We start from the raw sequence: 18,560 nt of genomic DNA on the forward strand, positions 1-18,560 counted from the left end.
CTCATGAAGGCAAAGGCAATTGTTCTCTCGGGTCGGGCTTATTCAGGAAAATCAACGTTAGCCAAACTGCTTGCCGAACGGCGGCGGGACTGTCTTCTGGTCAGGTCGAAGGCCGTCATCGAGGTAAGCCTGTCGTCAGTGCCCCGGGATGCAGCTGGGCTCGCCAAGGCAGCTCGCCGGCTCGAAGCGGACACAAAAGGGGGGTGGCTCACGACGTCGCTGAACGAGAAACTGCTCAGTTCGGCGGGCGACCTGGGCCTCGTCGTCATTGACGCCGTCGAGAGTGCCGAACAGGTCTTGTATCTGCGCAGAAGCGGCTGGAGCGTGACGCATGTCCACCTGCAGGCAAGCGAATCAGAGCTGGAAAAGCGAAGCCTGAAGAATCAGGCCGGCCGAGGAAGGCTCCAAACCTCAAAAGCCGTGACGCGGCCTAAAGCGATTGATGCCCTTGCGGACATTGCCGACGTCGTGGTGGATACGGATCGCTGTAGCGCGGATGACGTATTTGCGAGAGTCATTGCACGCATGGAAGTTCGCCCGGTTACGGCCGTGCCGCTCGTCGACGTGATGATTGGCGGGCAGTATGGGAGCGAAGGCAAGGGCAACATCGCACACTATCTAGCGCCGGAGTACGACGTACTGGTTCGGGTCGGTGGTCCTAATGCCGGACACAAAGTGTTCCGATCGGGTGAACATCCCTATACGTTTCATCAGCTTCCCTCTGGCGCATTGGCCAATCGTGATGCAACCCTGGTTATCGGCGCGGGTGCCGTGATCAGCCTCGAGCGGCTGCTCAAGGAAATTGCCGAGCTTTCCATCAACCACGACAAATTGATCATTGACCCGCAAGCGATGATCATTAACAACGAAGTCGACATCGCGTGGGAAGTGGCCCACCTGAAGAATGCGATCGGCTCGACGGCGCAAGGTGTCGGCTCTGCCACTGCGCGGAAGATCCTCTATCGACGGTCGGACTCTAACGTGGTGTTGGCAAAGGATGTGCCGGCGCTCAAACACTACATTCGAGATTCGGTCGAGTATTTCGCAGAATGCCTGTCGGTGGGCCGGCGCATCATGCTCGAAGGGACACAGGGGACGTCCCTCAGCCTGCACCACGGCTCCTACCCGCACGTTACCTCGCGTGTGACCACCGCCGCAGGCAGTCTCGCTGAGGCGGGACTCTCAGCTCGCCACGTTCGGCGCGTGATCATGGTGTGCCGGACGTATCCCATCCGTGTGGGTGACACCGACACTGGAAACACGTCGGGCCCGATGAGCCAGCAAATCACGATTGAGCAGATTTCGGAGCGATCCGGTATCCCGCTTGAAGAACTGAAGATAACCGAAACCACCTCGACAACGCATCGGCCGCGTCGGATTGCCGAGTTCGACTGGGCGCAGTTTCGCCGTTCGCTGATTCTGAACGCCCCCACCGACATCGCGCTGACCTTCGCCGACTACTTTGGTGTCGATAATCGCAAGGCGTATCGATACGAACAACTGACCACCGATACGCTGCGCTTCATCGAAGAAGCGGAAAAAGTGGGTGGCGTGCCCGTATCGATGATTTCTACTGCCTTCAATGACCGCAATATTATCGACAGGCGGATGTGGTAAGTCTGCCGACGGAGAATACAAACAATGAACGTGTCGGACCTAGTGGCGCGGTACCCGTACCTCTTCCATATGGCGGAGAGGGACACTTGGTCAAGCATCAAAGCGAAGGGGCTGCTCAGCACGACAGCCGCGCTCGATCTATATCAGGTGAATGGCGGCGCGCGGCAGACGCTGGAGCGCGGACACCGGCCACAGAAGGTGACAGTGGGACCCGCGGGCGACGCCATTGTACTGCGCGATCAGATACCAATGGCGCCGGACAGGTTGGAAGTGGCCTTGATCGACGGGACGACCCCTGGCGAATGGTACGAACTTCTCAACGGCAAGGTGTTCATGTGGGCAGAAGAAGCTCGCCTGCATCGCCTGCTCAAGGCCAGATACTATCGCCACCTCGAACATGACGTGCTGACGATCGACGCGGCGAAGCTCATGAAGGTCCATGCTGAGCGCGTCTGGCTCTGTCCGATGAATTCCGGTAACACGTTTCCGGTTCCCCATCGTAGGGGGCGAGATATTTTTCAGCGCATCGACAAGTATCCAACCCGCGCCACGAGTGGACGCCCGCAAAAGGAAGTTGTGGAAGTCGTGGTCGACTACAGTATTCCCGACATTGCAGACTTTGTGGTAGAGGTACGCCGCATGCAAGGGGACCAGGTGCTGCACGATATCGCGCTGTGAGGGCACAAGGTGCGGAGAAACGGCGCTGCCTTGGAGCGTGGCGGCGCGAGTCTCAGCTAGGCCTTCCGCACAGTCTGTAGAAGGCCCCAGAGCGATAGGCGCCGTAAGAGACCTCAAGGAATCCTCGTAAGTGCACCAAGCCCTTTTCCGCAATATAGCGTTTGTACCTTAATCGTCACGGTGCGCCAGAATGAAAAACCTCATTTTGTTAAGTGGGCCTGTCGCAGTGGGGAAGACAACCCTGAAAGACGCCCTCGTATCTAGCTGTGACGTAGGGTTTGACTACCTGCGCAGTGGCGCCTACCTCTTGAAGCGGGCCCAGGCAGAGAACCGGCCGACCGATCGTCGGGGTTTGCAGGACTTGGGCGACAGTCTGGATGAGGCGACCGACTATCGGTGGATCGTCGATGAGGTGGCATTGCCTGTGATGGCGTCGAGCGAGGCAATGTTCTGGCTGGTCGACGCCGTACGAAAAGAAAGGCAGGTTGAGCATTTCCGCAGTCTGCGGCAGGCCAAAATTCTTCACGTCCATCTCACCGCGCCGGAAAGTGTGATTCGGGAGCGATACAGGCGTCGGGCGGCGGTGGGCGGGCACGCGTTAGCCGAGTACGCTGCGCTGATTAATCATCCCAACGAGATTGAGTCACGATCGCTAATCTCCATTGCCGACCTGGTGCTCGACACTTCCCAAGCGGACACGGATAGCTATGTAGAACGCATCTTCACCGCACTGGCTCGTGCTTGATCAGCATCCTGCCCGGCAAAGTGGGCGTGGGCTGCTGAAACCCAGCGGAAACGGCCAGCCGGCGCATTCTAGGGTTGCCAAACTCTATCCCGGGTTGCAGGGTCAGGCTGTCCCGTAACGTCTAGGCACCGGCTCAAGCGTCGCCGCCGTGTTGCAGCCAACGACTGCACCTTTCAACGGCAACAGTTGGGAAGCGGCCGCGCGCTGATTCGTGTCGCGCGCCACGGCAAGCTGATGGCGGTCGATCAGGACAAAACCGGCGGCGTCCATGGAAGCGCTAATCCTCGCTACCCAGAGTGGCTCGATTTCGTCCCGTGAGGATTTCCTCCAAGACCTCCTCGACAACGGCGAAGTGCAAATTTAGACAAGAGGCGACAATGTATATTTCTGAAATCTACGCGAGCGGCTACCGGTGCTTCGACCGGACCTCCCCATTACAGTTGAGGCTCTCGCCCGGCCTGAATATTCTCGTTGGACCGAACGACGCAGGTAAGAGCGCGATTATAGACGCCGCCCGCTATGTTCTCTGGACGCGCGGCGACGACTACATCCGCCCGGACGAACACGACTTTCATGTCGGCGCGGACGGCACGCGCGGATGCGACTTCATTGTTCGATGCACTTTCGACGATCTTAGTGCTGACGAAGAGGCTCGGTTTCTAGAATGGTGCACTAACGAAAAGGGTAAGTTGCGGCTACATGTATGCATGCGTGGTACTCGGCGGATTTCGCCGGGCGGCGGTACCATCGTCGCTAGTCAACACCGTGCCGGCGCTGAGGGCGAAGGCCTGCCACTTGATGGCGAGCTGCGAGAGTATCTCAAGGCGACCTATCTCAAACCTTTGCGTGATGCCGAGCGGGAGATGCGCGCGGGTCGACGTTCGCGCCTGTCGCGCATCCTTGGCGCGATGCCGACGATGGGGCCTCAGGGTAAGCCAGCAGCATTAGGAGATAATGCCACGCTCCACGACACGCTAATGGCGGCTGATGAGGCCGTGCGAAACAACGTTGCAGTCGGCGGTGTCGCCAATAGCGTCAACACGGATTTTCTCGACAAACTGTCGTTCGTGGATGATCGTCTCGTCGCGACGCTGGACCTCGGCGCAGGTGGGTCGTTTGATCAGATTCTCGAGCGGTTCGAACTCTATCTGAATGCCAAGGTGGGCATTGAACGAGTCCAGCGCGGGCTGGGCTACAACAACCTGCTGTTCATGGCGGCCGAGCTGTTACTGCTCCAGTCGCATCCCGATCAGGTGCCCTTTCTGCTGATCGAGGAGCCAGAAGCGCACCTGCATCCCCAGCACCAGACGCTCTTCATGGAGGTGCTTGCGGCCCGCGCCGCTAAGCCGGACCCGGAGAAAGGCGAGACCCATCAGCAGGTCCAGGTTCTGCTCACCACCCATAGCTCGCAGCTTGCGGCCGGTGCCGAGCTTGAGACCATGACAATGATTGTCGGTCACCGTGCCTTTCCGCTGGGTATGGCCCATACCCGGCTCGAACCCGACGACTATGAGTTCCTTCGTCGGTTTCTCGACGCTACAAAAGCCAACCTGTTCTTCGCCCGCGCGCTGATTGTTGTCGAGGGCGATGGCGAGCACCTGTTGTTGCCCGCGATCGCCGAGAAGCTTGGCCGTCCGCTCAGTCGCCATGGTGTATCGATCGTCAATGTCGGCCACCGCGGTCTGTTCCGGTACAGCCGGATCCTGCAACGTAAGACCGGGAGCGCGGTCGCGGTGCCCGTGGCGCTGATCCCCGACAGGGACATCCCGCCCCTTGAGGCGAAGGGCCTTGTCGGCGACCGCAAGACTGAGAATGAGCTGACGCAGGACGAGGTCGCCTCGCGGCTGAAGACGCTGCGGCGTGATGTTGGGGATCCCGTCGACGCGTTTATTGCCGACAGCTGGACGCTCGAGTTCGATCTCGCGCTCCAGCCCGAGCTCGCAGAGAGCGTTCACCAGGCGGTCCAACTCGCCAAGACCAGCAGTCGCAGGCCTGAATGGCTAGCAAAGATTGTGAAGACGGCCAGCGAAACCTATGCGGGCTGGACAGAGGCTGGGCTCTCTGCGACCGAGATCGCCGTCAAGATTTACCAGCCAGTCCATGACAAGGAGGCTTCCAAAGCAGAGGTCGCAGAGCAACTTGCCGCAATACTGCGAAAACGCACCGATACGCCGGAGGAGATGCGGGATCGGCTCCCGCCCTATCTGGTGCGCGCGATCGACTACGTGACGGGCGGCTACATCCCCGGGGCGCCGGAGATCGCACCTGAGCCGGACACGGAAGAACAGGAGATCGGGGACGCCGCGATGGAAGGCGCGGCGGCGGGGGAGGCGGAGCGCCATGTTTGAGATTCTGCCGCTCACGCCCGAACTGCTTGCCGAGCTTGGCGACGAGCTGGGTGGCTGCGATTTCACGGATCCGAACCAGGCGGACTTCCTGGCGAAGGTCACCCCATGCGACGTCCAGGCAGCTCCCGGCAACGGCAAGACGACGCTGCTGGCGGCAAAGCTTGCGCTGCTCTCGCGTAGCTGGTCGACTCGCAGGCGGGGTGTATGCGTTATCTCGCATACCAATGCGGCACGGACGGAGGTAGAGGATTTGATCGCCCGTCACCCGACCGCTGCGCGACTCATGGCCTATCCTCATTTCACCGGCACGGTTACAGCGTTCATCAACCAGTACCTCGCCTTTCCGTATCTTCGAGGTTTGGGCTGGAGTATGCGCCAGATCGACGACGATGCCTTCGCGGCTGAGGCGTTGCGGCGTTATCCGGGTTGGGGTGTCCTCGACAACCTCGCTAAGAACCAGAAGCTCAAACTGAAACGCAGACTCGAGGAGTGGATTGCGCTTCTCGATCTAGACACAGCCTTCACGGACACTGACGCGGAGCCCGAGGCGTTGACTGTGCGCTGCCGTAAAGGGCAATGGGGCGCCCACACCGATTGTGGAAAGGCGCTCGAAGCCCTCAAGGCCTCGATGGTCAAGAGCGGTCTCTATCGCTACGCCGACATGACTGCGCTCGCGTGGCGCGCGCTTCGGGAAAACCCGAGTCTTGCCGAGCGACTTCGCGACCGCTTTCCCCTCGTCATTCTTGATGAGGCGCAGGACACGCATGGGGACCAGCTCCGATTGCTGGAGCATGTGTTCAAGCAGGATGGCGCAGCGTTTCAACGTCTTGGGGATCGCAACCAAACACTCTACGAGGATAATGGAGCAGAGCCCGCTTATTGGGCACCAGACCCAGATTGCATCCCACTCGATGCCAGCCGCCGATTCGGCGGGGAGATCGCGGCGTTCGCAAGCCGGCTGACCGCACGTCAGGCGCAGACCATTGTGGGTCTGGGCGCGAGACCTGCATCGCGGGTGATGTTTCTGTTCGACGAAGCCACGATCGGGAGCGTGCTTGGAGCCTTTGCCAAAGAAGCGCGCGAACTCTGGGGTGACAGTAGTAGTGCACGAGATGTCTGGGCGGTAGCCTCGCGTCACAATTTTCCCGGCAAAAAGGGCGCGTGGCAGCCGAAGAGCCTTGTCGATTACCATCCCGCATATCGCAGCGAGAGTGGGGCTCGCGCGAAAGCCCATCTCCTGTGCCGGCAACTGCGGAAGGCTGCAGTGCACCACGCCGCTGCCCGACCGCCCTCAGAGGTCAGCGAGCTGCTCGCCGTCGGGATTTCTGGGTTGGCGCGCGTACATGGTTGGAAAGCAGCCAATGATCGTCCGATTACTGCACATAATGTCTGGACTGCTCTAGCGCATCGCGACCTTGCATTGCCTCGCGCCGTACGTCGGCTGCTGCGGGACAGCGTGCTTTCCGGCGATGCGGTCTGGAATGAGGTAGCATGGCAGACGTTCGTGAAGGAGTTGCTGCTGCTCTTCAGTCCGCATCCTCAGGACGCTAAGGGTGAGATCTCGGATTTTTGCGGTTTCGTCGCTGAACAAAAGGTCAATCTTGCTGACCCCGAGCGCCGCTCCACGAAAGAGGTGCAGTTCGACGATCTTACATTGCGGTTAGGGTCGATTCACTCGGTCAAGGGCAAGAGCGTAGACGGAATTCTCGTCGTTGAGAGTGAGGTATGGAAAGGAAGTCGGGCAGACGAACAGTGCATCGACTTGAGCACGGTTCTTCCACGCGCATTCGGTGTTTCCGACGAGCCGTTTACGGGAGTTGAGCTCACCGCCGCTACAAATGTCTTTGTGGGCGTGACTAGACCTCGTGAGTTGCTTGGACTGGCGCTGCGTAAATCTGAAGCAGCGAAGCTCATTGAGTCCGCTAGAGACCAGGGGTGGAAGCTCGTTGACTTAGAAGCTGTTGCGAAATTACCCATAGGGTCTGTTAACTTTTTCGAGCCGGTGTTAACTTCCTGTCTTGTTTTGCCTGACAGGAAGCGATGCCCAGTGAACTGATAGACGACGAACTGTGGTCACTCATCGAACCGTTGCTGCCGGCGCGAGCGCCACGCAACCGCCGATATGCAGGGCGCAAGCCGACGCCGGACCGAGCGGTGCTAACTGGCATCGTGTTCGTTCTGCGCTCTGGCATCGCCTGGAACCTACTGCCGCAAGAGATGGGCTGTGGCTCGGGCACCGCCTGCTGGCGGCGGCTGGTTGCATGGCAGGAGGCTGGTGTCTGGCAACGCATCCACGAGACACTATTGGCCGAACTGCGCCGTCGCGGCCAACTCGACATGGCGCGCGCCATTGTCGACAGTTCCTCGGTTCGCGCCATGCTGGCGGGAAAAAAACTGGCCCGAACCCAACGGACCGGCGCAAGCTCGGCAGCAAGCATCACCTCATCGTCGACGCCCAAGGCATCCCGCTCGCGGTCATCCTGAGCGGCGCGAACTGCAACGACATCACGCAACTCGATGCGCTGGTCGAGGCGATTCCTCCCATTCGCGGAAAGCACGGCCGCCCTCTGCGCAAGCCGAAGATTGTCCAAGGCGACCGGGGCTACAGTTCCGAGCCACACCGACAGCGCTTGCGCAAGCGCGGCATCACGCCCGTGCTTGCCAAGATCGGCTCGCCTCACGGCAGTGGACTCGGCAAAACGCGCTGGGTCGTGGAGCGCTCGATTGCTTGGCTCCACTCCTTCAGGCGCTTGAAAATTCGATACGAACGATATGCCCATGTCCACGAAGCCTTCCTGTCACTTGCCTGTTCATTGATTTGCTGGAGCAGGCTAAAGCCCTGCATGAACTAATTTCGCAACAGCTTCTTAGTCGCTGGAGTCGAGTAATTGCTCAGTCGCACGGCATGGGCGCGTTTGTAGCCAGTTCAGGGAGGGTCCGTAAAAGCCTCGTGGCCTGAAACGCTCAAACAATGCCGTAGCGCCCATTAATGATAGGACTCCATATCCTCCGCGCAAATTAGGCGCAATGGACATGACGCCCGATCTAGTGTTGCGTCCCAGAAATAACTTTACATAGGCGCTCGACTTTGGCGAGGATTGAATCGGCAGTGGCGGTCCAGACGAAGGGGCGCTTGTGTACGTTGTAGTGCTCGACGTAGCGCTGTATTTGCAGGACCAATTGGCGCACGCTGTCAAACGATCCACGGCGGATAGCCTGCTGCGTGATTAACCCGAACCAGCGCTCGACCTGATTGAGCCAGCTCGAATATGTCGGCGTGAAGTGCATGTGATAGCGCGGGCGTTTCGCCAGCCATGCCTTGACCTTGGGATGCTTGTGAGTCGCGTAGTTGTCCACGATCAGGTGCACATCCAGTGCTGCCGGAACGGCCTTATCGATGTGGTTGAGAAACGAGATGAACTCCTGGTGCCGGTGTCGCGGCTTGCACTGCGCAATGATTTCGCCAGTGGCGGCGTTCAACGCAGCGAACAGCGTTGTAGTGCCGTGACGAATGTAATCATGCGTGACGCCCTCTACGTATCCCAAGCCCATGGGTAGTACGGGCTGTGTGCGCTCGAGCGCCTGGCACTGGCTCTTCTCGTCCACGCACAAGACCAATGCGTTCGTAGGGGGGCTGAGATACAGACCGACTATGTCGCGTATTTTCTCAATGAAGTATGGATCGCTCGACAGCTTGAAGCTCTTGGCCCGATGCGGCTGCACACCAAACAGAAGAGAAGTATCTCGCTACAGAGCTCTTGGAGATGCCCGTATCCTCGGCCGCGGTGCGCACGCTCCAATGTGTAGAACCACGCGGCTTCTCATGTAGGACCTTGCTCAGCAACTCGGCCACCGCTTCATCGTCATGGGTACGGGGTCGCCCCGACTTGGCCTGATCGTGCAAGCCGGCCAGTCCATGTGCCACAAATCGCTTCTTCCAGAAAGTCACCGCAGGTGGTGTCACCCGACACTGCGCTGCAATCTCTAAATTGGGATGACCGTCAGCCGCCATCAATATGATCTTCGCTCGGCGCACGAGCGAGTGAGGCAGCGATCGTGAACGGCTCATTGAGGCGAGTTGCTCTCGTTCACCGGCTGACACTTCCACCTTGATTCCCGGTCGTCCCATGGTCACTCCTCTCAAAGGCAGTGACCATCGGACCCCTTATTTTTAATAAAGTTTCTTGTGGGACAGAACACTAGCTCTCTTCTCTGTCCGGATTATGGGGGCTACGTTATTGGGGCAAGGGCGGATGTCTGTCCGCACCGCTACCAGCTCAAGTCGGCCGTCGGCGCGCTGGCCCTCAGTCCCGGATTCCCAATCAATACTTTCACGATGGTGAAAATATTGGGTTGTGACGATGGATCCCGCGGACATTCAACGGTCGTCTCTTGCCGAGGACCCAGTAAGTCAGCGCCTGCCGTGCGCTCGCGGAAGATTGGTCGGCTACATCGAAGGCGCCGCTTCCATCCACTCTTGGTTGAAGCCTCTTTTTAGCTCGACAAGCAACCGGTACGCCCGCTGTAAATCGGGGTGGGAGGAAGCGGAAAGCCTGCCGGCATACTGATCGATCTGGTTCAGGAAGAGGTCGCCCCGCTTCGCCTTGATCGTCTCATCCCGCAACCAGTTCTCGGTGGGCAAAACCAGGCGCGAAAGGCGGGGCAGACGGTCAGCGATGGCCAGTCCCGCGGGATCGAAATCCGTGAATGCCATCACGGGCTCCTTCCGCTTTGCGATGATTTGGGCAGCATCCGCCGAATTGAATGTCGTGTCGCCCCGGTAGATCGCCAGAGTGGCTTTCCACCGGTAATCAATCCACCGGTACCGACTGAGGTATCGGAAAGTCTCGAGGTTTTCCACCACGAGGATCTGTTCGCATTCCACCCGTAAAGCGTCCTCGGGACGCAGGACCAGGTAAGCGCCATCGGGCACCTCGGTTGGGATACCATCGAGTGGACATCTTCCGAAAGCCGTTCGCACCGCGACAGACGCCGCATGCGGCCTTGCTCCAAACGACTTCTCGGACAGGCCGACGTATTGTGCAGTGTCTGCGCGCCGCAGTTCGCCGTCCCCGCGTTCGATGGGAAGACCGCGGTTCTCCAATAGCTTCGCAGCTAACAACCAATCATTCTCGCCATAGGCAATGGAACGACCGGCGAGGCGCCCAACGCTGTATTCTCTGGCAAAGTAGGCGGCCATCTCGGAGCGACGGGAGGCGGGGCGATCGGCGACGAGGCGCTGGAGAAAGGTGACCTGCATGGCATCAAAAATCATGCGACACCTTGGGCGATGACATCGTTGGAGATCTCGTTTGCAAATCGGTCAGTGCCGCCCGCGTCTGAGACGAAGGTAAGTGGAACGCCTTCCTCCTCCAATTGAATGGACGCGTACAACAGCCAGTCCTCAACGGGAAGGCCGACGGCCTCAAGCTGTTGCTCCGTCCAGCGGCGCAACGAGATCGCTCCCGACGTGCTTCGGAGTTCGCCAACCAGCGCTTCCAGCATGACGTCATGCGGTTCAAGCGAAGGAGGCTCTGGAGTGACATCTTCTTCGATGATGGCAAGCGGGGCGGGGCGCTCTTCGACCGGAAGTGGAACTGGACGCGGTGGCAGCCGGCGCAGAGCGTGCAGCAGGGCGGCACGTCCGGCTTCGCTTGTGTCGCGAACGTCAATGTGCGCCTTCACGGCAATGGGCTCAGACCGGAACAGCTCGGGTGGCGCGCCGTCGAGCGATATCTCAAAGCCAGACGAGTTTTTGTTCTGGCGAAGCCAATGCGATACGCGGCTGAGCTTACGGACACGTTGCTCCAGAACCCTGGCTCGGAACAGCGAACGATTGATGGTGGCCTGAACGTCCTTGATCTGGGAAGTCCACATCAGGAGACGGCTTGTCAGGCGCTTACGAACGACGCTTCTGACTTCCATCATGCCTGCGTTGAGAGCTTCGGTTTCGATCTCGGTGAACAGATTGCTCACCTGCGCCATCTCATTCAACGACTCACTGATTTCGTTGATGTAATACTTGTTCTGGCGCAGCTTCGCTTGGAAGCTGGTGACATCGCCATACTGCGTCGAAACGAGCGCGTGGAGCAGCGACAGGTTGCGCTCGATCGAGTAGGAAATGTCGATGACCGTGTCGATGAACTGTTCCAACAGGGAGTTCCGGTCGTCGGCGTCACCACCATCCTCCCGCATACGCATTTCGCGCCAGATCGTCCGCGCTTGATGGATGCTGCCGGAAAGTCGCGTAAGCGTCTGATAGGCCCGGTAACTGACGAGATAGTCAGCGATGAATTCCCGCAGACGCGGATTCAATCGGTAGACGCCTTCTTCCTGAGGCTTCAGTGCCTTCAGGTTGGCCAGGTTGTCGATCCGATTGTTGCGCTGACGATCGCCGAGCTCGACAGCGGCCTCAAACGCCTCAGCCACTAGGTCATCGTTCTGGTGGAGCGCCCGGAGCAGCTTGGCGATCTGGTCGTTGGACTCACGCATTGCTGACCCCATCGATGGTCTGCTGCTCGTCGCCGATCTCGTCATCGATACGTTCGGCCTGAATCGCCTCGTTCTCCGAGATGAATTCGATGATTTGGTAGAGGTACTCGATCTTCCCCGTGATCTTGTAGATGTCCGCCTGGGGATTGAAGAGCGTCACATAGCCGTCCTCGCGCAGTTGCTCGAGAACGCGCCGGAAGTTCTCACGGATGGATTGGCGGGGGTTGAAGCCCTTGATGACGCCGCTGAGATTGTTAAGTTGATTCTCGAGCGACGCGCTCTCGATAATCAATTCCTCCATCGTGGCGAGGCGAATCACATCGCCCGGGCTCAGGGCGATCTCTGTAGAGTTGGTATGACGGATGAGATCCAGCAACAGCACCGCCGGGCCATAGACATCCCGGAAGCGCCGCAGCTCCTCCTTGATCTTGGTGACGGCGAGCGTGGTGACGTCGCGCGGAGCCATGTAGTAGGCACCATCGTCAGGGTTGGTGCGCGCCAGGCGGCACCCCAGATCGTTGAGGTTTGCCTCAACGCGTGCTCGGATGTCGGGATCAGAGAGATAGTTGTACTCGGACTCGTGCGCGACGGAGCAGACGAACTCGCCCGCGAGAATGGTCTTCAGGACGACTTCGATCACAGCACCTCTCCAGACACGTTGGCGAGGACATCTTCTTCAATGGCCGCCGGTAGCTTGGGCGGAGCGAACATACGGATGACCCCCATGTCCTCGAGGCGGTACCGCTGGGCGAACTTGCGGTAGTGCCGTGGGTTCAGGTCAGGGGAGGCGGTGATGACGTCAATGCGGTTGTCGCGCAGCATGTCCATCAGTGCAATGAAGTTCGGGCCGTCGAATTTGCCCACCTCATCGGTCACCCAGGTGACGTAGACCTGGTCACTGCCGCGAATCATGTTGAGCATGCCAATCAGCAGGGTAATAAGGATGATCGACGTGAGGCCGTTCGACGATACATTTTGGAGCTCCGATTCACGTTGGAACGACTTTTCCACGCCGTTCTCCATGACCTTTCCGCGGATGCGGATGTGGGAGGCAAGATCGACCTCAAGGCGGCCACCAGTGGCGATCGTGTTGGCAAACTCTTGCAGCACGATTTCCGCCCCGACATCAGGGACCTCGCGGCGCTGCCCTGCGCGGCCGAGCGTGAAGTGCGTCTCCTTGGCGAACTGGCTGACCTTCTTGAGCCGTTCCATGAAGCCCAGATCGCTGAAGTCAGTGACCATCTCAATTTCGAGGTCCTTGATGCGCTCAAAGGGCTGTACCGACCGCAGGCCCTTGCCGAGTTCGCGGTTAAACCGCTTGATCTCAGTCTCGAAGCTTTGGATTGCCCCGTGGAAGCGTTCGATCGTGTCTAGAATGACCCGCAGGGTGTTGTTCAGATTGCTAACGATCTCGCCAGGGATGTTCCTGTGACACTTCACAAGCGCATGCGCCTTGTCAATGCGTTCAGTCGCTTCCGAAACCGACTTTTCGACGAATTCCTTCACGTTATTCTCGCCAGCGGTCAGGCGGTTGTAGACCGTTTGATGCAGCTCACCAATTCGACGGTTGGTGGCGGCGAGTTTGCTGCGTGCGCTGTCGACATTGTTGATCAACTGCGACGAAGGCATGTTCGCGTCGAACGAAACGTCCATGCGCATCGGCGCAGGCAACTCATCGGCAAGCGCCTGAAGCTTGCGGCATTGCTCGGCGAGGTCGGTAATCTGCTTCTCAAGGGTTGCTTGCTGGACCCGGTGGATTTCTGCCGCACGCATGGCCTGGGCTTCATGCTCCTTGAGAGCGCCGGAGGCCGCTGAAAGTGCAGACTCGGCGGCTTGCAACTCGCCTTCAAGCCTGATGAGCTCGGCGGGGCCGTTCGCTTTGAGCCAGTCGCGCCATTGATCGACGAGCGTGGCGTTGTCCTCGATTTGTCGAAGTTCGCTGTCAATTTTCCGTCGACGGGTGTCCCACGCATCGATCTTTGCGGGATCGAGATCTTTTTCGCGCAGGCGTTGCCTGCGTTGGGCGTCGAGGTCGCGCAGATGGACCTGAGCTTGTTCCTTGATGGCAAGTCGCTTGTCCTCGAATTCAGTGGCTTCTTTCTTGGCGGCGATATCGGCATCCCAAAGCTGCTTGCCGAAGCGCGTCTCAATTTTGCTCAGTTCTTCCTTGGCAGCCTTGGACTGAGCGGCGCGACCCGCTTCCAAGTCCGAGAGTTCCTTGGAAAGCCGCTTGACGTCTGCGGTGAAGCGTTCGCGCTCCTCCTTCTTTGCCTCTTCCAGCGCAAGCTTTGCGCGGTCAAGGCTCTGCGACTTCGTGGTCCGGTTTTTTTCAACGAGGGAAACCTGACTTTGGGCGAGAAGGAGTTGGTTGTGTGCACTCGTTACCTGGGCGGAGGTGGTATCGCGCTTGCCTTTCAGTTCGTCGAAGTGTCGTTGGGTGGCGTCCAGCCGCTGTTGGGTAGCCAGGAGCTCGGCACGGGTGTCCTCCTCATTTGCCCACGAGGGGACGGCGATCTTGTCGAGGTCGACAGACCAACCAAACGCAGTGAGGGCGTCTTTGGTGCCGTCGAAGTTCGGACTGAGGTCTGTCCGCGTCAGATGTGTGGGCGAGATGAGCTTGGCGAGGTTTTCCCAATCCTCACGGGGATGCTGGCGGAATGCCGCGTGGACAGTGCCGTCCTCGGGTTCCAGGCTTCCCGCAAGGCTTGCGATCTGATCCTTGATGCCGGCGACTTGGCCCTGGGCGGCATCAACCTCACGATCGATATCGTCGAAGGCGCGGCAAGCGGCTGTGTGTTCGCGGCTGCGCTCGACCTCGGTCCTGCGCGCCTGGCTGACTTCGTCATTTAGGGCGTCAACTTCGTCCCGCAGGGTAGAAACGACCCCACACAGATCGACCGGCCCTTCTATGCGTTCCGAAAGGGTCCGAGCGCGTGTCAAAGCGACCTCGCTGGCCCGGATGGCCGCCTCAGCCTTAGACGCTTGTTCCGTATGGCGCCCGCGCGCCGACCCAATCGCCGCCTTCATTTGCGTGTTCAGGCTGTCAATCTGGATGTTGCGACGCTCGACCGCTTGCTTCCACTCGGTGTCGATGGCCTCAAGGGATGAGTCGCGCGCGATCGTCACTTGTTCCTTGGCCGCATTGATCTCGGCGTCGATCGAGGCAGTCTCAGCGGCATAGATGTTCCGCTGGTGCATGATGTTGGCGCGCTCTGCTTTCAGCAGTGGGGCATTCTCCTGCTGTTGGAACCAATGCTCGACCTTGCCGTCATCGAAACGCTTCTTCATGGACTCCTGATCGCGGAACTCCTGCTCTGCTTTGCGGCGATTGGTCTGGGTCGTTTCGAGGGACGAGGAAAGGCGTTCGTGCGCTAACTGCTTTTCTGCCTCTGTCCGTCGACGCTGCTCGTCCGCCTCGTCCCGGCGGGCTGTCGCGTCTCGCAGCATGTCGGACTTGTGATTGTGTAAGGCGCTCACTTCACAGGAGAGCAGGCGGATGTCGTTCTCTTCGCCGTAGTACCGATCGATGCAACGCTCGAGTTCCTCGACAGACGGCGTGAGCTTGTGCGATTCCTCGCAAGCCCGGCGGTTTTTGATCCAATCAGTGATGTCAGACTTCGTCTGTTTCAGCAGCAGTTTGTTGCGATCTGTCGCGCTGGCGCTACCGATCTCTTCGTTCACCATGCCCACCGCTACCTGAATCAGATCACTGAAGCTGACATGTTCCTTCACCACGGCGGCCACGAGCCGATCAAGGTTCGGCATCGCTTTTGGAGTGAAGGAATATTCGCGAGCGAGCAGGCGGAGCTTTTGAGAATCCTTGGTATTGCCACGCAGATTCAGGATTATCGACCGGTACTCGGAGGTCGTCAGCTTCGGCGTGAAATTGACACCGAGGTTTGCGGCCGCGGCGATGGAGCCGGCGTCGTCCATGAAGTTGCCAGCGCCATCCACAAAGAGATCACGGTTAAACGCGCTTTCATATAGGCGGTATTCGAGTGCATCCGGGTTGTCCCGCCTGGCACGAAGTACAGCCAGACGCAGGTCGATGGACTCCGACGGACCGCGCTGATACTCGAAGACGACCGCGCTTTCAGGAGTCGGGAAGACGAAGCGCGGCATGGACTTCTGACCATGGCCGGCTTGAATGATCTGACTGGGAAGGTGGCCGTAAAACAACGGGTTCAGACGCAGCGTCGTGGTCTTGCCTACGCCGTTCGGCCCGACAACAGCAGCGCCATCCCGGGGATCGACGTCCACGATTCGACGCGAGGGCTTATTCTTGTTGGTCCCGGCATTCACCAGGTACATCCGTCTGACGCGATACACGAGAGGATCGTCCTTGTTCTAGTTAGCGCGGTGCGCGCGCGATTTAGCTAGCCGGCCACCCAACACGGCTAGCTTTAGCCCTTATCGCTACTAACATTCTCAGGGCTAAACAACCCTGGCATGCGCGAACGTTTAGTGTGCCAGAGCCGCGACTGCAAGCGAGATCCCAAGGCGTAGTGCGCAGACCTGAGCTGTCAGCTGAGGATCTGTGTTGCAATCTTGCAAGACGGGCGCGTCTTCCCCTTGTGTCTTGGGAAAATTTGCGACTAAACTCTATCCCGTCAGTCTCCTTATGGGAGCTGATGTGGTGCCAGCACGAGCTACTTGGCTGGTCCCCGTATATGCCCCCTAAGGGCGAGCGGGTTTCGATGTTTCCGAAATCTTCCTGAACAGGACCGCTCATGCCCTTGACTCTCGCGCGTCTGCGCGCTCACGCCTTCCGTCGCCAATCCGGTCTTTGCTTCTATTGCCACTGTCCAATGTGGCAGCGATCCATGGAGGCGTTCGCTGCGACCTTCGATCTCTCCAGTCGCCAGGCTCGACACCTTCAATGCACTGCCGAACATCTGCAGGCCCGGGTTGAGGGCGGCGGCGACTCCCAAAGCAAAATCGTAGCCGCCTGTCGGTACTGCAACACCAAGCGACACCAGCGCAAGGCCGCGCGGGACGCAGTCCATCACAAGCAGCATATTGAGCGACTCATGAGTCGGAGGCGTTGGCACGCCGCCTGGGTGTTTGAAAAACTGTTGCGTTCGGGCGGACCGGTGCCCGCCGCCACCGGCCCCCGTATCAGACATTGAGGGCCATCAATCAGCAAATGCAATTACACAGGGCAATGTAAGGTGCAGCGCAGACGCGCGGGTCCGGACTTCGATTGTCGAACCGTCGCGGTCGTCCACCGCTCTCCGAACGACAGGAACTTGGTGCCGGCTACTGCCATTGCGCTTCTCCAAACTCGCAAGCAGCTGTAAGTGCCCCGGCGGTGGTGTAACGCTGGCGTTGCCGGGACCCGGAGATAAGGTACGATAACGTTGCCTTACAGGACGGCAGTGCTGCCGTCTTCCTCAGCATCTCAGTCGGCCGTCGGCATAGGGGGCATAGGGGCAGCAACGGGAACAATGTCGAAACGGGCTTCTTCGATCCGTCGCATTCATCGCCGTGCCTACCCTGCCCCCAATCACCATGGAGTCCGGCCAGGTGAGCGGCTCGACACTGGACCCCAAGCACGATCAAGATAGGGCAGTTGCTCGCCGGGAATCCATCGTGCTCGGGATCGAGCATCACGATCGCGAGCCATTTCATCCGGCATGGCGCCGGCAGCGCGGTCCTCGCCAGAACCCCAAAATTTTCGGTTAGAATGCGAGGCTTGGAACGATGTCCGAGCAATGGACCTAAGCGAAGGCAAACGCCAAACGCCCGTGTTGTTGAAAGGCCTAAAAGCCCGACGTCAGGCAATATCGTTTCTCCCCAGCCGACGTGGTGAAATTGGTAGACACGCTATCTTGAGGGGGTAGTGGCGAAAGCTGTGCGAGTTCGAGTCTCGCCGTCGGCACCAAAAAACTTAGAAGCAGGATGCAGACGGTTGCGGTTCTGGATTTTGAAACGACGGGATTGTCGCCAAGTCGCGGTGACCGAGCAACGGAAATTGCTGTCATCTTGCTGCGTGACGGTGAGATCGTCGACCGTTATCAAAGCTTGATGAACGCGGGAAGGCGTATCCCCTCGCAGGTTGTAAGCCTGACCGGGATCACCAATGACATGGTCGCAGATGCACCTGCTGCGTCGAAGGTCATGAGTGAAGCGGCCCGGTTTGTCGGCAGATATCCAGTGGTAGCCCACAATGCTGGTTTTGATCGAAGGTTTTGGCAAGCCGAGCTTGGGCTACTGGACATCGAAGCCAATCAGCACTTCGCGTGTACGATGCTCACTTCCAGGCGTATCTACCCTCACGCTCAAAATCACAGGTTATCGACACTCGTCAATATGCTGCAATTGCCTGTGACCGGGCGTGCGCACCGAGCGATGGCCGACGCTGAGATGACCGCTCATCTGTGGCATCGCCTGCAACACGATATCGCTCGGACGTACGGAGTGAGGCAGGTCGACTACGCCCTCATCGCCCGTGTACAGGCCACGAGCAGCGCCAAGGTCCCGACGCTCCTGCGCTCGCTAGGTGAGGCCTAGACGCCAATCATCATCCACCGGTTACCAAGCGGCCTCCATACAGAAGATCCACTATGGCAAAAGCCTGAGGCAGTCCTGGCTTCTGTTCTATCGGTCGTTGTCCAACATTGACTCCCGGCCCATTTTCATTGAATTCAGCTGGCATTACATCGATGTTTTTCCATTGT

General features: G+C 59.0%; 13 protein-coding genes, 1 tRNA gene and 1 pseudogene. 9 read left to right on the forward strand and 6 right to left on the reverse strand.

What is annotated here, in order from left to right; translation table 11 throughout:
* Nucleotides 1-3 precede the first annotated feature (3 nt).
* The 3 genes from LDO29_RS20690 (at nt 4) to LDO29_RS20700 (ending at nt 3,040) form a co-directional block, all read left to right on the forward strand.
* Nucleotides 4-1,617, forward strand: coding sequence for an adenylosuccinate synthetase (locus LDO29_RS20690; protein WP_224081616.1), 1,614 nt, complete (start codon nt 4-6; stop codon nt 1,615-1,617).
* A 24-nt stretch (nt 1,618-1,641) separates the two neighbouring features.
* Nucleotides 1,642-2,295 (forward strand): DUF7002 family protein, encoded by a 654-nt coding sequence (locus LDO29_RS20695; RefSeq protein WP_224081617.1) that lies wholly within the window; start codon nt 1,642-1,644, stop codon nt 2,293-2,295.
* A gap of 190 nt (nt 2,296-2,485) precedes the next feature.
* Nucleotides 2,486-3,040 (forward strand): AAA family ATPase, encoded by a 555-nt coding sequence (locus tag LDO29_RS20700; RefSeq protein ID WP_224081618.1) that lies wholly within the window; start codon nt 2,486-2,488, stop codon nt 3,038-3,040.
* Between the two features lie 102 nt (nt 3,041-3,142).
* Here the strand turns inward: LDO29_RS20700 and LDO29_RS20705 are convergent, their stop codons facing one another.
* On the reverse strand, nt 3,143-3,310 hold the full coding sequence (locus LDO29_RS20705) for a hypothetical protein (RefSeq protein ID WP_224081619.1): 168 nt from the start codon (nt 3,308-3,310) through the stop codon (nt 3,143-3,145).
* Between the two features lie 107 nt (nt 3,311-3,417).
* Between LDO29_RS20705 and LDO29_RS20710 the strand changes: the two genes are divergently transcribed.
* The 3 genes from LDO29_RS20710 to LDO29_RS20720 all read left to right on the forward strand — a co-directional run bounded on the left by LDO29_RS20710 (nt 3,418) and on the right by LDO29_RS20720 (nt 8,240).
* Nucleotides 3,418-5,388 carry an ATP-dependent nuclease gene (locus tag LDO29_RS20710; protein WP_224081620.1) on the forward strand — a complete coding sequence of 657 codons (1,971 nt, stop codon included), beginning with the start codon at nt 3,418-3,420 and terminating at the stop codon, nt 5,386-5,388.
* Nucleotides 5,381-7,444 carry a UvrD-helicase domain-containing protein gene (locus tag LDO29_RS20715; RefSeq protein ID WP_224081621.1) on the forward strand — a complete coding sequence of 688 codons (2,064 nt, stop codon included), beginning with the start codon at nt 5,381-5,383 and terminating at the stop codon, nt 7,442-7,444. Before LDO29_RS20710 ends, LDO29_RS20715 begins: the two co-directional genes overlap by 8 nt.
* Nucleotides 7,429-8,240, forward strand: a protein-coding gene (locus tag LDO29_RS20720; protein ID WP_224081622.1) for an IS5 family transposase whose coding sequence is annotated in 2 segments (ribosomal slippage) — nt 7,429-7,768 and nt 7,768-8,240 — 813 coding nt in all. Because the reading frame shifts where the segments join, the coding sequence is not laid out codon by codon here. Before LDO29_RS20715 ends, LDO29_RS20720 begins: the two co-directional genes overlap by 16 nt.
* A 193-nt stretch (nt 8,241-8,433) precedes the next feature.
* Here the strand turns inward: LDO29_RS20720 and LDO29_RS20725 are convergent.
* The 5 genes and pseudogenes from LDO29_RS20725 to LDO29_RS20745 all read right to left on the reverse strand — a co-directional run bounded on the left by LDO29_RS20725 (nt 8,434) and on the right by LDO29_RS20745 (nt 16,140).
* Nucleotides 8,434-9,517 (reverse strand): annotated as a pseudogene (locus LDO29_RS20725) (IS630 family transposase).
* A gap of 318 nt (nt 9,518-9,835) precedes the next feature.
* Entirely contained in the window at nt 9,836-10,663 is an 828-nt protein-coding gene (locus LDO29_RS20730) for a DUF7281 domain-containing protein (protein WP_224081623.1), read from the reverse strand.
* Nucleotides 10,660-11,880, reverse strand: coding sequence for a hypothetical protein (locus LDO29_RS20735; RefSeq protein ID WP_224081624.1), 1,221 nt, complete (start codon nt 11,878-11,880; stop codon nt 10,660-10,662). The genes LDO29_RS20730 and LDO29_RS20735 overlap by 4 nt, the downstream gene beginning before the upstream one ends.
* Nucleotides 11,873-12,520, reverse strand: a complete 648-nt coding sequence (locus tag LDO29_RS20740; protein WP_224081625.1) for a condensin complex protein MksE — start codon at nt 12,518-12,520, stop codon at nt 11,873-11,875. The genes LDO29_RS20735 and LDO29_RS20740 overlap by 8 nt, the downstream gene beginning before the upstream one ends.
* On the reverse strand, nt 12,517-16,140 hold the full coding sequence (locus LDO29_RS20745) for an ATP-binding protein (RefSeq protein WP_253074138.1): 3,624 nt from the start codon (nt 16,138-16,140) through the stop codon (nt 12,517-12,519). Before LDO29_RS20745 ends, LDO29_RS20740 begins: the two co-directional genes overlap by 4 nt.
* 563 nt (nt 16,141-16,703) lie before the next feature.
* On the opposite strand from LDO29_RS20745, the gene LDO29_RS20750 reads away from it, so the two are divergent.
* From LDO29_RS20750 to LDO29_RS20760, 3 genes are all read left to right on the forward strand, one after another.
* Complete coding sequence (locus LDO29_RS20750; protein WP_224081627.1) at nt 16,704-17,009, forward strand: HNH endonuclease; 306 nt, start codon at nt 16,704-16,706, stop codon at nt 17,007-17,009.
* A 670-nt stretch (nt 17,010-17,679) separates the two neighbouring features.
* Nucleotides 17,680-17,764, forward strand: a tRNA-Leu gene (locus LDO29_RS20755).
* A gap of 17 nt (nt 17,765-17,781) precedes the next feature.
* The gene (locus LDO29_RS20760; RefSeq protein ID WP_224081628.1) at nt 17,782-18,393 is read left to right on the forward strand and encodes a 3'-5' exonuclease; all 612 of its coding nucleotides are present in this window, start codon (nt 17,782-17,784) and stop codon (nt 18,391-18,393) included.
* The last annotated feature ends 167 nt before the right edge of the window (nt 18,394-18,560 follow it).

Source organism: Cupriavidus laharis, assembly GCF_914271435.1.
Classification (GTDB): Bacteria; Pseudomonadota; Gammaproteobacteria; order Burkholderiales; family Burkholderiaceae; genus Cupriavidus; species Cupriavidus laharis.

Bases quoted from the DNA above. Each gene is read 5' to 3' on its own strand.
- LDO29_RS20690 (WP_224081616.1), top strand. From the start codon at position 4: ATGAAGGCAAAGGCAATTGTTCTCTCGGGTCGGGCTTATTCAGGAAAA.
- LDO29_RS20695 (WP_224081617.1), top strand. From the start codon at position 1,642: ATGAACGTGTCGGACCTAGTGGCGCGGTACCCGTACCTCTTCCATATG.
- LDO29_RS20700 (WP_224081618.1), top strand. From the start codon at position 2,486: ATGAAAAACCTCATTTTGTTAAGTGGGCCTGTCGCAGTGGGGAAGACA.
- LDO29_RS20705 (WP_224081619.1), bottom strand. From the start codon at position 3,310: ATGGACGCCGCCGGTTTTGTCCTGATCGACCGCCATCAGCTTGCCGTG.
- LDO29_RS20710 (WP_224081620.1), top strand. From the start codon at position 3,418: ATGTATATTTCTGAAATCTACGCGAGCGGCTACCGGTGCTTCGACCGG.
- LDO29_RS20715 (WP_224081621.1), top strand. From the start codon at position 5,381: ATGTTTGAGATTCTGCCGCTCACGCCCGAACTGCTTGCCGAGCTTGGC.
- LDO29_RS20730 (WP_224081623.1), bottom strand. From the start codon at position 10,663: ATGATTTTTGATGCCATGCAGGTCACCTTTCTCCAGCGCCTCGTCGCC.
- LDO29_RS20735 (WP_224081624.1), bottom strand. From the start codon at position 11,880: ATGCGTGAGTCCAACGACCAGATCGCCAAGCTGCTCCGGGCGCTCCAC.
- LDO29_RS20750 (WP_224081627.1), top strand. From the start codon at position 16,704: ATGGAGGCGTTCGCTGCGACCTTCGATCTCTCCAGTCGCCAGGCTCGA.
- LDO29_RS20760 (WP_224081628.1), top strand. From the start codon at position 17,782: ATGCAGACGGTTGCGGTTCTGGATTTTGAAACGACGGGATTGTCGCCA.